The organism is Arthrobacter sp. TJ-254 (assembly GCF_058269175.1).
In genome coordinates this window covers 504,229-518,180 of record NZ_JBZCNF010000003.1, presented here as the reverse complement: position 1 = coordinate 518,180, position 13,952 = coordinate 504,229, and the positions used below count along the sequence as shown (strand labels likewise).

Here is a 13,952-nt window from a genome sequence, read left to right as displayed (position 1 = left end):
ACCGTTCGAAACAGTTACTCGTCGCCGCGCAGGATCGCGATCAGGCGCAGGAACTCGACGTACAGCCAGATCAGCGTGACGGTCAGGCCGAAGGCCGCCGTCCACGAGTACTTCTCGGGGGCGCCGTTCTTGACGCCCTCGTCGATCGAGGTGAAGTCGATGATCAGCGAGAACGCGGCAAGGCCGATGGCGAACAGGCCGATGACCACGCCGAAGGGGATCCCCGTGCCCGGGATCTCAGCGCCGCGCAGGCCCCAGGGGTCGCTGGTGACGTTGAAGAGGATCAGGCCGAGGTTGACCAGCGAGAACGCCGCGTAGCTGATGATGGCGATCAGAAAGAACTTCATCGCCTTCGGCGTCGCACGCACCTTGCCGCTCTTGAAGAGCGCCAGGGTGACAGCGAAGACCGTCAGGGTGCCGATCAGCGCCTGCAGCGCGATGTTCGGGAACTGGGCCTCGAGGAACATAGTAAGTCCACCGAGGAACAGTCCCTCAAGCGCCGAGTAGGCAAGGATCAGCGCGGGAACGGGCTCGCGCTTGAACGCATTCACCAGGCCGAGCACGAAGCCGCCGATCAGACCGACGATCATCAGCACCGGGGCCAGGCCCGGGAGCAGGAACACCGGGACCGCAGCACCGAGCAGGACCACCCCGATGGAAAGGATGGTCTTGACGATGACGTCGTCGTAGGTCATGCGCCCGGTCTGCGCTGGGCCAGCCGGGGGCTGGTTGTAAAGGTGCTCCAACTGCTGGGCGTTCATTGCCGACTGTGTGGCGAACGTAGTGGAGCCATATGCTGCCGGGCTTGTGCCGCGGGCAGCGGAACGGAAGGTCTTTCCGTTGAATACCGGATTACCGCCGAGTGCCATGTTTGTTTAGTCCTCCATTGTGGGGGCTGTGCGTGGAGCCAACCCTACCAATATCAACGCTTTTTCGGCTGTTTTGTTCCCGGCGGCGGTGCTTCCGGCGTGCGGGTGCCGCCGGCCCGAAGGTAGGCTGGCCGGAAAATCCCGATGCGCCGGAGGAAACGTGCCAAGTCCCGATCGAGTCCCGGACCTTCCCCTGCGGATGCTGCACGACCGGCTGCTCGTTGACCCGGAGAAAGACGGAAGCGAGCGCCGCTCGACAAGCGGGATCGTCATTCCGGCGACGGCGGTCCTGGGCAAGCGGCTCTCGTGGGCGGTTGTCGTTGCGGCAGGCCCCGCTGTCCGGCACGTCTCCCGGGGCGACCGGGTGCTTTTCGACCCCGAAGACCGCTCCGAGGTGGACGTCGGAGGCAAGGACTACCTGCTCCTGCGCGAGCGCGACGTCCATGCCGTTGCGCAGCCCGAGGCGGAGGACCACCGCACCGGTTTTTACCTCTAGGCACCAGTTGTTACCGAATCGCTACCTTAGAGGGCCCGTTTGGTGATCGGCGGAAACATTGCACAGGTAGCATAAACTCCACGTTTAGTGACTGCCGTCACAGGCTAAACCTCCTGCCGGTACTCCGGCAGGCCAGCCCCCACCGTGGAGGTTCCTAACTTGATAACCCAATCGATGCCTGCCCGGATCGGGGGGACGCTGATGATTCTTCTCGGCTTCCTGGCCGCGGCACTCCTCAGCGCACCATCAGCGCAGGCGTCACCCCAGCCGCCCGTCCCGGCGACAAGTTCTTTCTCAGCCAGCCTTCAGGCGCAGGAATTCCAGGACCGCATCAGCGGCGTCCTGCGCGGCGTCGACGGACCCATCCCCGATGTCCGGGTCACAGTCACCGGCAACGGTTTCGAAGGTGAAACAACCTCCGGCGAAAACGGCTTCTGGTCGGTGGGCGTTCCCGAACAGGGCGCCTACGAGGTTGAGATCGACGAAGAAACCCTCCCCGAGGGAATCACCCTCGCCGAGGGCCAGGAAAACCCGCGCACCGTCACCTTTGCGGGAACCTCGACCGCCACGACACTGTTCCTTTTCGGTGAAGGCATCGTCTCCCAGGGCGGCGCCTTCTGGGACACCCTGGCCGAACGCGCGCTCGCCGGCTTCAGCTTCGGGCTCCTCCTCGCGCTCAGCGCCGTAGGCCTGTCCCTGATCTTCGGCACCACCGGCCTGACCAACTTCGCGCACGGAGAGATGGTGACAGCCGGAGCGGTGCTGACCTTCGGCTTCGCCGCGCTCGGACTCCCCGCCCCGGTCGCGATCATCCTTGCGGTGATCTGCGGCGGCATCATCGGCTACGTCCAGGACGCGGGCCTCTGGAGGCCGCTGCGGCAGCGCGGCACCGGCCTTGTCCCAATGATGATCGTCAGCATCGGCCTCGCGCTGGCGCTGCGCTACATCATCCAGTTCAACTTCGGCGGAGCCACAACCCAGCTGCCTGGCTCGCAGAGCCCGATCCTGGAGTTCGGGTCGGTCGGTATCTCGGCGAACAGCATGCGCTCGCTCGCCATCAGCCTCGTAGTCATCCTGGCCGTGGCGTTCCTGCTGCTCAAGACCCGGGTCGGCAAGGCAACGCGCGCCGTCGCCGACAACCCTGCGCTGGCAGCGGCATCGGGCATCGACGTCGACCGCGTCATCCGGCTCGTCTGGGTGGTCGGCGGGATGCTCGCCGCACTCGGCGGCATCCTCTGGGCCTACTACCGCCCCGGGGTGTCCTACAACATGGGCCAGCAGATCCTCCTGCTCATCTTCGCCGGGGTCGTCCTCGGCGGGCTCGGAACGGTCTTCGGCGCCCTTGTCGGTTCGATCATCGTCGGCCTTTTCGTTGAGATCTCAACGCTGTGGCTCGAAGCTGACCTCAAATACGTGGGTGCGCTTCTCATCATGATTCTCGTGCTCCTGTTCCGGCCGCAGGGCATCCTCGGCCGCCGCGAGCGCATAGGTTAGGGGCACGCAATGGACTTCGGAAACATCCTCATCAACGCGTTCGGCGAGCTGGTCAGCCCGACGACCGCGGCCTACGCCCTCGCCGCCCTGGGCCTCGCCGTCCACTTCGGATACTCGGGGCTGCTGAACTTCGGGCAGGCAGGCTTCATGGCCGTCGGCGCCTACGGCTTCGCCATCTCGACGCTCACCTTCAACGCTCCCCTGCCGGTTGCGGTGCTCGTGGCGCTGCTGTGCTCGGTGATCTTCGCGATCGTGCTGGGCATCCCGACGCTGCGCCTGCGCGCCGACTACCTCGCGATCGTGACGATCGCCGCGGCCGAGATCGTCCGGTACGTCGTCACGACCAACGGGCTCACGGAGGTCACCGGCTCCGCAAACGGGCTTGCGGCGTTCGAGGGCGGGTTCTACGGGCTCAACCCCTTCCCTCCCGGCACCTACAACATCGGCCCGCTCGAGATGAACGAGCGGAACTTCTGGATCCGGGTCGTCGGCTGGAGCATCGTCATCCTCGCCTGCCTCACCGTGTGGCTGCTCATGCGCAGCCCGTGGGGCAGGGTGCTCAAGGGCATCCGCGAAGACGAAAACGCTGTGCGCTCGCTCGGAAAGAATGTCTACGCTTACAAGATGCAGGCGCTCGTCATCGGCGGCATCCTCGGCTCTCTCGCGGGAATGGTTTTCACCCTCCCCCGCGGCGCCGTTCAGCCTGCGAACTACGCGACGGAACTGACGTTCTTCCTCTACACCTGCCTCCTGCTGGGCGGCATGGCAACGGTCCTCGGCCCCGTGATCGGGGCGATGGTCTTCTGGGTTGTGCTGTCGCTGACCCAGGGGCTCCTGTACGGGGCAATCGAGTCGGGTGCCATCACCTTCCTCTCCAACGTTCAGGCCGGACAGCTGCGCTACATCCTCGTGGGAATAGCGCTGATGCTGCTCATGGTCTTCAGGCCACAGGGCGTCCTCGGCAATAAGAAGGAGCTGGCGTTCGCATGAGCGACAACACAGAAGATACAGCGGGAACCGGCCGCCGGCGCGCCGTCGGACCCACTGCAGCCGGCAGCCACACCACCCCCGACGGCGGCGACGCCCCTGAGGCACCAGGGGCAACCGCCGTCACCACCGCCACCCATGCGGCACCGGGCGGCGCCGGCGGGGAGGACTTCATGACGGACTCCCGGCCCATCGCCACCGGCGAGGCCGGCCCGGGATGCCGCAAGCGGGATCCGATCGTCGTGGCGAAGAACGTGACGCGCAGCTTCGGCGGCATCAACGCTGTCGACGTCGAGTACCTCGAAATCCCCCGCAACAAGATCACAGCCCTCATCGGCCCCAACGGCGCAGGGAAGACGACCCTGTTCAACCTGCTGACCGGGTTCGACACCCCCAACAGCGGCGACTGGGAGTTCGACGGGAAGCCCCTTGCGAAAGTGCCGCCCTACAAGGTGGCACGAATGGGCATGGTGCGCACGTTCCAGCTCACCAAGGTCATGGGCAAGCTCACCGTCATCGAAAACATGCGCCTCGGGGCTTCCGACCAGCCGGGCGAGTCCCTGGCACGCGCCCTGTTCAAGGGCATGTGGGGCTCGCGGGAGAAGGAGATCACGGCGCAGGCCGAAACGCTGCTGGCCAAGTTCAAGCTCGACACCAAGCGCGATGACTACGCGGCTTCCCTCTCCGGCGGCCAGCGCAAACTCCTGGAGATGGCGCGCGCGCTGATGGTACGGCCGCGGCTGGTCATGCTCGATGAGCCGATGGCCGGCGTGAACCCGGCGCTGACGCAGTCCCTGCTCGACCACATCAAGAACCTAAAGGCCGAAGGCATGACGGTCCTCTTCGTCGAGCACGACATGCACATGGTCCGCCACATTGCCGACTGGGTGGTGGTGATGGCCGAAGGGAAGGTCGTCGCCGAGGGACCGCCTGACATCGTCATGAAGGACCAGGCCGTCATCGACGCCTACCTTGGCGCCCACCACGACGTCGACCTCGGCGACTCCGCCGGCGTCGAACGCCTCGAGGAGGAGCTGGCACACGACGAGGAATCGACGGTCGGCACGCCCGAGGAGGGCGTGATCGGCCACCACATCACCGAGCTGAGCACATCCGGCAGCTCCATCGACAACGAGGAGAAGAAGCGATGAGCGCGCACGACGACTCGTTCGAGGGCGAATCGGTGGTCAAGGTCACCGACCTTGTGGCAGGCTACCTTCCGGGCGTCAACATCCTCAACGGATGCAGCATCGAGGCCCGCAGGGGCGAGCTGATCGGAATCATCGGGCCCAACGGGGCCGGCAAGTCGACGCTGCTCAAGGCGATGTTCGGGCTCGTGAAGATCCACTCCGGCCAGGTGGTGGTGCGCGGCAAGGACCTCACGGGCCTTAAAGCCAACCGCCTGGTGAGCCGGGGCGTGGGGTTCGTGCCCCAGAACAACAACGTCTTCTCCACCCTGACCATCGAGGAAAACCTGCAGATGGGCATGTACCAGCGGCCCAAGGACTTCAAGAAGCGGTTCGAATTCGTGACGGAGCTCTTCCCGGAGCTTGGAAAGCGGCGGGCCCAGCGGGCCGGCTCGCTCTCCGGCGGCGAACGCCAGATGGTGGCGATGGGCCGGGCACTCATGATGGAACCCGCGGTCCTGCTCCTCGACGAGCCCTCCGCTGGGCTCTCTCCCGTGAAACAGGATGAGACATTCCTTCGGGTCCACGAGATCAACCGTGCCGGCGTCTCGGTGATCATGGTGGAGCAGAACGCCCGCCGGTGCCTCCAGATCTGCGACAGGGCCTATGTCCTTGACCAGGGCAAGGACGCCTACACCGGCACCGGGCGCGAGCTCATGAAGGATCCCAAGGTCATCCAGCTCTACCTCGGGACCCTCGCCGACACGGCGTAAATTGCAGGCAGTCACTGTGGGCGGTGCCGGAAACGGCACCGCCCACAGTGCTGTCCGGGGTACCTCCAGCCCCGTTGCGCCGGCAGATACCCGCCCGCTCCCCCCGACCGTGTGAAAGACTCGAACCGCGGCGCAGGTCCCGAACCGCGCCGGACCTCGGCTGCCGCCGGTGCGCCGGGAGGGCCACCAGCGGGAGGACACGATGACCATTGATCCCAGCCGGGTCGCGAGTGCGGGATTCGAAGCGCTCTTCGCCGCGATGAAACTCCTCCGCCCTGTCCGCCCCATCCACCCCCGGGGCGTGCGCCTCCGCGGAACCCTGACGATTGCCGGACCAGCGGTCCCGAGCGGCATCGGCTGGGTGGACACCCCGGGCACAGGCAGCGTCACGGCGCGCTTCTCCCGCTCCGTGGGCCTGCCCGAGGGGCTGCCCGACATCCTTGGCCTGGCGCTGCGGACCGGCTCTCCGGACGCACCGGCCGACGTCCTGCTGGCCTCGACCGGAGTTTCCGCTGCGGGCCGGTTCCTGCTGATGCCCCGGCTCCACGCCGCTGGGGCACCCCTGACCACGCTGATGCCCTACAAGGGCGCCGCCGGCCCGGTCCTGCTCGGCGCGTGGACCACAGGGGCACCAGGCTCCCTTCCCGCCGCGCTCGCCGGATTCCGCCATGAGCTCGACGGCGGCACATGGTCCCTCGAGCTTCGCTATTCCCGCCTGCGGGGCCCCTGGGTGGCCTTCGGCCGGCTGGACCTCAGGCTCGACCCGGATCAGGAGCAGGATGACCTCCGCTTCGACCCCGTGCTGAACCCGCTTCCCGGGGCCGGGACGTACTCCTGGGCCGCCCACCTTCGGGCGAGGTCGTACGCCGTCGCCCGCGCCCCCAGGCCCCTCCGGGGGCACTAGCCGGGGCCCGGCTGCGCGGCGGCCGTGAGGCCCTGTGCACCACGAAGCGTTCCCCGCACCCGATTGTGACATCCGCACGCGGTTAACCGGGTGCGGACGTCGTTTTCGGGAGCGTTCACCGCAGTCGGGTGCGCCGGGGGCCCAGCCGACTTCCCGAAGGTCGCTGCACACGAAAGAACCCCGCCCCTCGCCTCCGGAGAGGACGAGGGGCGGGGTTCTTCGGTCGGATGCTTTACCGTCCGTGGTGCTGCGGGTGCTGCTCGGTTAGAGCTTGCCCACCTCGGAGCGGCTCGGCTGCGGGATGTTCTCCGCGTCGTACTGGTAGATGCCGATGGCGGCTTCAGTCGGGTCGCCGTTCTTGTCGAAGGAGACCGGTCCGGAGATGCCGTCGTAGTCGATGTCTTCGCCGTTGCGCAGGAGCGTCACACAGCCCGCGAAGTCGAAGCACTTCTCGCCGTCCTTGGACACGCCCTCAAGCTCGGCCGCGATTGCCTTACCGTCGGTGCTGCCTGCAGCCTCAGCCGCGAGGGACATGAGGTTGACGGCGTCGTAGCTCTCGCCTGCGTAGCTCCAGCTGGTCAGGTCGGGGTCGATCTCGAGGAGTGCCTTCTGGAAGGTCTCACCGGTGAACGGGCCGGGGATGGTGCCCTGGGCGCCCTCAAGGGTGCCAGGCTCCAGGTCCTTGCTGTAGTCGGTGGTGTTGCCGTCGACCATGAACATGCTGCTCGGCTCGATGCCCTTGCCGGTAAGCAGGGGAACGATGCTCTTGGCCTGGTCGAAGGTGATGATGACGATGGCGTCGGGCTTTGCCGCGACGACAGCGTCGACCTGGCTGCTGAACTGCGAGTCACCCTCGTTGAAGAGTTCGGCTGCGACAACCTGTCCGCCCGCGCCTTCGACGGTCTCGGTGATGTTCTTCTGCAGACCGGTGCCGTAGGCGTCGTTGAGGACGATCATGCCGACGGTCTGTGCGCCGCAGGACATGATGTAGTTGCCAAGGGTGCGGCCCTGGAGAACGTCGGACGGTGCGGTGCGCCAGTAGAGGCCCTCGTCCTTCCAATCAGTGAACTCCGGGGAGGTGTTCGCGGGAGAGAACTGCACGACACCCGCACCGGTGATCTGGTTGATGACGGTCTTCGAAACGCCCGAGGACGCAGCACCGATGATGCCGCTCACGTCCTGGGACAGGAGGTCCGTAACGGACTGGGTGGCGATGTCGGTCGTGGTGTCGCCGGAGTCGCGGTGAACGACCGAGATGTCCTTGCCGAGGACGCCGCCGGCCTCGTTGACTTCCTTGACGCCGAGGTTGACGCCCGCAATTTCGGGCGGGCCGAGGAATGCAAGTGTGCCGGTCGTGGGAAGCAGGGTGCCGAGCTTCAGCGGGGTGTCGGTGACGGTCTTCGCTTCAGGGACAGCTGAGGGATCGCCCTTTTCGCCGGGCTCGGCAGCCTTGCCGCCTTCGCTGGGGGGACAGGACAGTGCGCCGGCAGCCTCAGCGGGTGCCGAGCTTTCGCCACCCCCGGTCTCCGGTGCATTGGATCCGCCGCAGCCTGAGGCAAAAAGCGCGATGCCCAGGCTCAGGGCCGCGATCTTCGCCGCCCGCGGGGCATTCTCCCCAATGCCAAGCCGCACGGGGTTGCGTGTAACAGTCATGAATTTGTCTCCTCGACCGAAAGGCGTTCTTAGCCTTTGATGCGATCGCCAGGTGTTCCTGGCATGTAGAAAAGCTAATGCAAATTCGTGTCGAACATAAGGGAATCCGGTTACATCCTTGTAACGCTCGTCACAGATTCCGCATTCGGGGGTTGACACTGCACTCCCGGCGGCGGTTCAAAGCAGCTCAAGGAGTCCGAACCGGTGGCCCTTTGAGCACTCCTGGTTTCGGACCGGACGGCCTCCCACGGCGCGGGATGCGCCGGCGGATCCTTGGGGCCGCCGGCGCATCCGCCTCGGAGGGGCGGAGGGCTGGGGGGAGGGCGGAGGGTCGCGGGTCGGGCGGAGGGTCGCGGGGTCGGGCCGCGAAGGATGCGGGGTCCGGGTGCGGAGCCCTGCGGGGGGAGGGCGGAGAGCCGGCGGGGTCCGGGTGCGCAGAGCCGGCGGGGTCCGGGTGCGCAGAGCCGGCGGGGTCCGGGTGCGCAGAGCCGGCGGGGCCCGCCGGTACCGGCGGGCCTCTTGACAGGATGGGAATCCGGGAAGTGTTGTGCCCCAGGTCAGACTCGAACTGACACTGAACAGATTTTAAGTCTGCTGCCTCTGCCATTGGGCTACTGGGGCGCCGCGCCAGCGGTGACGGCGGCACTCCCAAGAATATCTCGATCAGTGGACGACCGGTTCCCTGGCCGGCCCGGGGGCGGGGGAGCGTTCCCCTTCCGCAGGGACTTTAGGGCCAGACACGGCGCGGACAAGCCGAAAGGGGTCTTGGGACGAGGGAGAGCCGTGTAGGGAAGCCGGCGGCCGCGCAGGACGGCAGGGAGCCGCTCGTCCGCGGGACAGCCTCCGCAGGACGGCTCGAGTGGGACTGCTCAAACGGGACGCCTTAAGCGGGACTGCTTAGATGGGACGTCGGCGGCCCCGCCTCTACAGGCAAAGCCGCCGCCGGGCGGATGAGGGCTGCGACTATGCCTTTGTCGCTGCCTTCTCGTCTGATGCGGCCGCCTTGCCGGCAGGGGCCGGAGGGGCGCTCTGGAGCGCCGGGGCCTTCTTCGCCTGGGGCGTTGCAGCTTCCTGGAACTGGCGGCGCGGGCTCTGCAGGTCCGAAATCGGGGCGATGTCGCGGCCGAAGATGAAGCTCATCGTCCAGTTCGAAATGACGCGAGCCTTGCGCTCGTACATGGGCATTGCAAGGCCGTGGTAGCCGCGGTGGGCGAGCCATGCCGGGAAGCCGCGCATGCCAAAGCCCATGATGTTCGCAACGCCCTTGAACGTGCCGAAGCCTGCAACGGCGCCGAGGTTGGTGTGCTTGTACTGGCGGACGTTGCCCACGCCGTAGTTCTGGGCGTAGATGTTCTTCGCGAGCAGCTTCGCCTGGCGCACCGCGTGCTGGGCGTTGGGGACGCAGAAGCCTCCCACTCCCCCGCCGCTGAGGTCGGGCACGGCCGCGACGTCGCCTGCGGTCCAGGCGTGCTCGATCGGCCCGTCGTCCCCGGTGATGCGCAGTTCGGCATTGGCCCGGAGGCGCCCGCGCTCGTCGATGGGGAAGTCCGTGGACCGCACCATGGGGTTGGCCTGGACACCGGCGGTCCAGATGAGGGTGTCGGCTTCGAACTCGTCGGCCGGAGTCTTGTCGGGCATGTTGATGAGCTTGAGGTTGCCGTCGGTGGCGCTTGCCAGCGAGGTGTTCAGCAGCACCTGGATGCCGCGGGAGCGCAGGTGCTCAACGACCCACACGGCCTGCTGCTCGGTGACCTCGGGCATGATGCGTCCCATTGCCTCGACCATGACGAAGCGCAGGTCCGAGCGCGTGAGGCGGCCGTTCTTCTTGACGGCGTCGCGGGCCATGTCCTCCATCTCGGTGATCGCCTCGATGCCGGCGAACCCGCCGCCGATGACGACGAAGGTGAGCGCGCGGTCGCGTGCGGGGCCGGCGGGCATCAGCGAACCGGTCTCGATGCGCTCGAGGATCTGGTTCCTCAGTGCGACGGCCTCTTCGATCGTCTTGAGGCCGATGCCTTCTTCCCTGAGGCCCTCGATCGGGAACGTGCGCGTGATGGCGCCCGCGGCCATGACGACGTCGGTGTAGCCGAGCTCGAACGGCTCTCCGCCGCCTGCCGGCTCAACGACGGCCTTGCGCCCCGCGTGGTCGATCGAGGTGACCTTGCCGGTGATCAGCTCGGTGTCCTGAAGGTGCGCCCTGTGCGAGACCACCGCATGCCGGGGCTCGATGTTGCCGGCGGCAACCTCGGGCAGGAACGGCTGGTAGGTCATGTAGGGCAGCGGGTCGACCAGGGTGACGATGCCACCGTGGGACTTGACCTTTTTCTGCAGCTTGTGGGCTACATAGAGCCCAACGTAACCGCCCCCCACTACGAGGATGCGCGGACGATCGGAGAACTGTGGGTTCGATGCCATGCCACGATGCTACCGGACTTTGTGAAAATCTTCACTAAGTTGCGGGAAAGGCGGATGAACCGTTGTCGCCGGCCGGATTGTCGCGGGCGGCCGGGAGCGAACCGGTGTCATTGCTCCGCGTTTCCGGGCTCTGGGCGGCGGTGCGGCGGACCCGGATCAGATGCAGCGACCCCGCCACAAGAAGCACGCCGAACAGCCCGGAGAACCCGAGCACCACGCCCGCCGGCAGGAGGTCCGCCGCACCCGTGCTCTCGTCGGCCACCGGTGCCTTGGGCTCCGGGATGTCCGGTGCCGGTGCCTGCGTGGCCGGAGCCGGCGACGCGGTTTCCGGTGCGGGTTTCCCGCGCCGGTATACCGAGATCCATTCCTTCATGCTGCCCAGACCGTTCGCCTCGGGCACGGCGATGTCGGCGTTGACGGCGGCCGCGACATCGATGATGCCGTGCCCGTAGATCGTGTCGAATCCGGGGGCACCGGCGTCGCGGGCCGTTCCGATGATCCGGTTGACCACCTGGCCGGCACTGAGTTCGGGGTGCTCCGAACGGATCAGCGCAGCGACGCCCGAGACCAGTGGTGCGGCCCCGGAGGTGCCCGACCAGTCGGCATAGAAGGCTCCGGGCAGTCCGCCGACGAGGTTCTCGGATGGTGCGGCAACGGCGATGCTGATGCCTTCGGAGGAGGACTCCCGGCTCGCCGTTCCCCGCCGGTCAAGGCCTGCGACGGCAAGGACGCCGGGAATGGTGGCCGGGGCCCCCACCTGGGTGAGCCCGCCGGCGCGGTTTCCGGCCGCCGCAACAATCACGACGTCGTGCTTCTCCGCATGGAGGAAGGCGTCGTCCCAGCTTTCGGGCCAGGTCGTTGAGGTGCTGCCGAGGGACATGTTGATGACCTTGGCGCCATTGTCGACCGCCCAGCGCACGGCGTTGGGGATCTGCTCGTCGGTGCTCACCCCGGCAGGATTCGGGCCGCTGTTCTGACCCTCGATCCAGACCGAGACGGCCAGCAGGTCGGCCTTGGGTGCGACGCCAACGATGCCGTCGGGGCCGCGGCCGTGCCCGTCGAGGGCTCCGGTGGACGGGGCGGCGGATTCCTTCGGGGTGGTCGTGGGCCGGGAGCCGTGGCCGCGGCCGGCAAGCAGTGTCGCAACGAGGGTCCCGTGTTCGGGCACCTCGCCCAGTCCCTGCTGCCCGTCCGGCCTTCCGGCTCCCGAGGGATCGGTTCCCCCGACGACGGCGCCCTTGAGATCGGGGTGGGTGCCGTCGACGCCGCTGTCGATGACTGCGACCTTCACCCCTTCACCCTGGGTGGTCTTCCAGGCTTCGGTGATGCCGTAGTCCTTGAGCCAGTACTCCTTTTCCCGGATGGCGTCGGCGGCGGCCGGCGCGGCCCCGACGGGAAGGACGAGTGCGGCGCTGATCAGGACGGCGACGGCTGCGGGCAGGGCGCGGGCGTGTCCGGACGGCCGGCCATGCACGGGGCGGCGCGGCGGCCGGCGCCGGGCTTCCGGGGCTCCGTCAGGTGCAAGGCGGGGTGGCCTTCCCCGCGCCGGGCGTACCGGCCGGGCCGCGGGTGTTCGGCCTCCGGAGCGTGAATCGGCACTCCTATGCATTGGCGCCTCCACGTCCGGCAATGCTCAGGGCAATGCCGTCAAGGATGTCGTGTTCGCTTGCGACGGCGGAGTCGACACGCCCGCCGGTGACCTCCGCGAGGTGTTCAACCACGCACTTCCAGATGAGGGCGCCTGCACCGATGACGTCAACGCGGCCCGGGTGCATATAGGGAAGGGCCTTACGCGCCGCCCGGTCCATGTGCAGCAGGTCGTCGGCGGCGGCGCTGATTCTTGCAGTGCCAAGGCGTGCCCCGTGGATCCGCTCCGGGAGGTAGGTGGGCAGGGCCAGGGCGTGCGCGGTGACAGTGGTGATGCTTCCGGCCACCCCGACCAGCGAGGTCACCGACTCCAGCGGCACGTCGCGCCCCGCCTCGCGGATCAGGTTCCGGACCTCGCGCTCCATGGCGGCGATCTCCTCCGCCGTCGGTGGGTCGGTGGTGAGAAAGCGTTCCGTGAAGCGCACGCAGCCTATGTCCATGCTGCGCGCGGCAACCACGGTGCCGCCGCGTCCGGCAACGAACTCGGTGCTGCCGCCGCCGAGGTCGACCACGAGAACGGTTTCGGTGTCGGGCACGTCAAGAACGCTCACTGCGCCGTTGAACGACAGTGACGCCTCCTCCTGGCCCGAGACAACCTCCGGCTCCACGCCGAGGCGCTCGCGGATGCCGTCGACGAACGTGGAACGGTTCTCGGCGTCGCGCGAGGCCGACGTCGCAACGAAGCGGACCTCCGGCACGTCGTGGCGGCGGATCAGGTCGGCGTATTCGTCGGTCGCGGCGAAGGTGCGGGCCAGTGCTGCCTCGGAAAGCCGGCCGGTGGCGTCGACCCCCTCCCCCAGGCGGACAACGCGCATCTGGCGCTCGATGTCGGTCAACACCCCGGCGTCGTCAATATCGGCGATGAGAAGCCGGATGGAGTTCGTGCCGCAGTCGACTGCTGCTGTTCTCACTGGTCCCCCTGGGGTTGGTTGCGGCGGGCGGCGCGCTTGCGTTCAAGTTCTTCGGGGCTCAGGCCCTGGGTCTTGGTGTGCCGGCTGAGGTCCGCGCTCGGGACGTCGCCGCCGGTGTCCCAGGCCCCCTCGCAATAGCAGGCGTCGACGGTCCACCAGGACCGGATCCCCTCGATCGCTTCATCCCCGAGGGGGTTCACGCCCGGACCGGCTGCGAGGGAGTGCCCGACGAGCACGTGAAGGCATTTGACGCGCGAGGGCATGCCCCCGGCGGAGACGCCGTCGATCTCGGGCACGGGGCCCACGCCGGCGCGTTCACCGACGGCGCGGCGCGCCTCAAGGTAGGCCTCGTGTGCTTCGCGGTAGCGTCCTGCCAGGCCGGCGTCCTCCCCGAGCCGCGCCGTCATCTCGCTCATGACACCCTCTGCCTCGAGCCGGGACACCGCGGCGGTGATCACCGGATGGGTGAGGTAGTAGGTGGTGGGGAACGGGATGCCGTTGCCCAGCCGTGGGGCTGTGGTGGCAACGAGGGGGTTCCCGCAGACGCACCTCGCGCCGATTTCGACGACGTCGCGCACCGGCCGCCCCAGCTGCCGGCTGAGAACCTCCAGGTCCTTGTCGGTTGGGGTGTGCTGGTCCTGCTCAGCCACTGGGGGTCCTTCCTGCTGCCGACGGG

The 13,952-nt window shown here is 67.5% G+C and carries 12 protein-coding genes and 1 tRNA gene; 6 read left to right on the top strand and 7 right to left on the bottom strand.

The window, feature by feature from the left end:
* Window positions 1-14: 14 nt before the first annotated feature.
* Window positions 15-869 (bottom strand): Bax inhibitor-1/YccA family protein, encoded by an 855-nt coding sequence (locus AC4D14_RS11035; RefSeq protein WP_490902245.1) that lies wholly within the window; start codon window positions 867-869, stop codon window positions 15-17.
* 199 nt (window positions 870-1,068) lie between these two features.
* Here AC4D14_RS11035 and AC4D14_RS11030 point away from each other — a divergent pair, with 199 nt between their 5' ends.
* The 6 genes from AC4D14_RS11030 (at window position 1,069) to AC4D14_RS11005 (ending at window position 6,650) form a co-directional block, all read left to right on the top strand.
* The gene (locus tag AC4D14_RS11030) at window positions 1,069-1,365 is read left to right on the top strand and encodes a GroES family chaperonin (RefSeq protein ID WP_490902397.1); all 297 of its coding nucleotides are present in this window, start codon (window positions 1,069-1,071) and stop codon (window positions 1,363-1,365) included.
* 201 nt (window positions 1,366-1,566) lie between these two features.
* Window positions 1,567-2,859: a branched-chain amino acid ABC transporter permease gene (locus AC4D14_RS11025; RefSeq protein ID WP_490902244.1), complete on the top strand. Its 1,293-nt coding sequence runs from the start codon at window positions 1,567-1,569 to the stop codon at window positions 2,857-2,859.
* Between the two features lie 9 nt (window positions 2,860-2,868).
* On the top strand, window positions 2,869-3,849 hold the full coding sequence (locus AC4D14_RS11020) for a branched-chain amino acid ABC transporter permease (protein ID WP_490902242.1): 981 nt from the start codon (window positions 2,869-2,871) through the stop codon (window positions 3,847-3,849).
* A gap of 170 nt (window positions 3,850-4,019) precedes the next feature.
* On the top strand, window positions 4,020-4,997 hold the full coding sequence (locus AC4D14_RS11015) for an ABC transporter ATP-binding protein (protein ID WP_490902396.1): 978 nt from the start codon (window positions 4,020-4,022) through the stop codon (window positions 4,995-4,997).
* Window positions 4,994-5,746: an ABC transporter ATP-binding protein gene (locus AC4D14_RS11010; RefSeq protein WP_490902240.1), complete on the top strand. Its 753-nt coding sequence runs from the start codon at window positions 4,994-4,996 to the stop codon at window positions 5,744-5,746. Before AC4D14_RS11015 ends, AC4D14_RS11010 begins: the two co-directional genes overlap by 4 nt.
* 202 nt (window positions 5,747-5,948) lie before the next feature.
* Window positions 5,949-6,650: a hypothetical protein gene (locus AC4D14_RS11005; protein WP_490902238.1), complete on the top strand. Its 702-nt coding sequence runs from the start codon at window positions 5,949-5,951 to the stop codon at window positions 6,648-6,650.
* Window positions 6,651-6,914: 264 nt separating this feature from the next.
* Here AC4D14_RS11005 and AC4D14_RS11000 read toward each other — a convergent pair whose 3' ends face one another.
* The 6 genes from AC4D14_RS11000 to AC4D14_RS10975 form a co-directional block, all read right to left on the bottom strand.
* On the bottom strand, window positions 6,915-8,303 hold the full coding sequence (locus tag AC4D14_RS11000; protein ID WP_490902237.1) for an ABC transporter substrate-binding protein: 1,389 nt from the start codon (window positions 8,301-8,303) through the stop codon (window positions 6,915-6,917).
* A gap of 548 nt (window positions 8,304-8,851) precedes the next feature.
* Window positions 8,852-8,924 (bottom strand) — tRNA-Leu (locus AC4D14_RS10995).
* Between the two features lie 342 nt (window positions 8,925-9,266).
* Window positions 9,267-10,718 (bottom strand): NAD(P)/FAD-dependent oxidoreductase, encoded by a 1,452-nt coding sequence (locus AC4D14_RS10990; protein WP_490902235.1) that lies wholly within the window; start codon window positions 10,716-10,718, stop codon window positions 9,267-9,269.
* Window positions 10,719-10,752: 34 nt separating this feature from the next.
* On the bottom strand, window positions 10,753-12,192 hold the full coding sequence (locus AC4D14_RS10985; RefSeq protein ID WP_490902234.1) for a S8 family serine peptidase: 1,440 nt from the start codon (window positions 12,190-12,192) through the stop codon (window positions 10,753-10,755).
* Between the two features lie 127 nt (window positions 12,193-12,319).
* A complete protein-coding gene (locus AC4D14_RS10980) occupies window positions 12,320-13,276 on the bottom strand; it encodes a Ppx/GppA phosphatase family protein (protein ID WP_490902232.1) in 957 nt (318 codons plus the stop codon).
* Window positions 13,273-13,926, bottom strand: coding sequence for a DUF501 domain-containing protein (locus AC4D14_RS10975; RefSeq protein WP_490902230.1), 654 nt, complete (start codon window positions 13,924-13,926; stop codon window positions 13,273-13,275). The genes AC4D14_RS10980 and AC4D14_RS10975 overlap by 4 nt, the downstream gene beginning before the upstream one ends.
* Window positions 13,927-13,952: the final 26 nt, after the last annotated feature.

Coding starts and splice junctions, on each gene's coding strand:
- AC4D14_RS11020 (WP_490902242.1), top strand. CDS start 2,869: ATGGACTTCGGAAACATCCTCATCAACGCGTTCGGCGAGCTGGTCAGC.
- AC4D14_RS10990 (WP_490902235.1), bottom strand. CDS start 10,718: ATGGCATCGAACCCACAGTTCTCCGATCGTCCGCGCATCCTCGTAGTG.
- AC4D14_RS11005 (WP_490902238.1), top strand. CDS start 5,949: ATGACCATTGATCCCAGCCGGGTCGCGAGTGCGGGATTCGAAGCGCTC.
- AC4D14_RS11015 (WP_490902396.1), top strand. CDS start 4,020: ATGACGGACTCCCGGCCCATCGCCACCGGCGAGGCCGGCCCGGGATGC.
- AC4D14_RS11030 (WP_490902397.1), top strand. CDS start 1,069: ATGCTGCACGACCGGCTGCTCGTTGACCCGGAGAAAGACGGAAGCGAG.
- AC4D14_RS11025 (WP_490902244.1), top strand. CDS start 1,567: ATGATTCTTCTCGGCTTCCTGGCCGCGGCACTCCTCAGCGCACCATCA.
- AC4D14_RS11010 (WP_490902240.1), top strand. CDS start 4,994: ATGAGCGCGCACGACGACTCGTTCGAGGGCGAATCGGTGGTCAAGGTC.
- AC4D14_RS11000 (WP_490902237.1), bottom strand. CDS start 8,303: ATGACTGTTACACGCAACCCCGTGCGGCTTGGCATTGGGGAGAATGCC.
- AC4D14_RS11035 (WP_490902245.1), bottom strand. CDS start 869: ATGGCACTCGGCGGTAATCCGGTATTCAACGGAAAGACCTTCCGTTCC.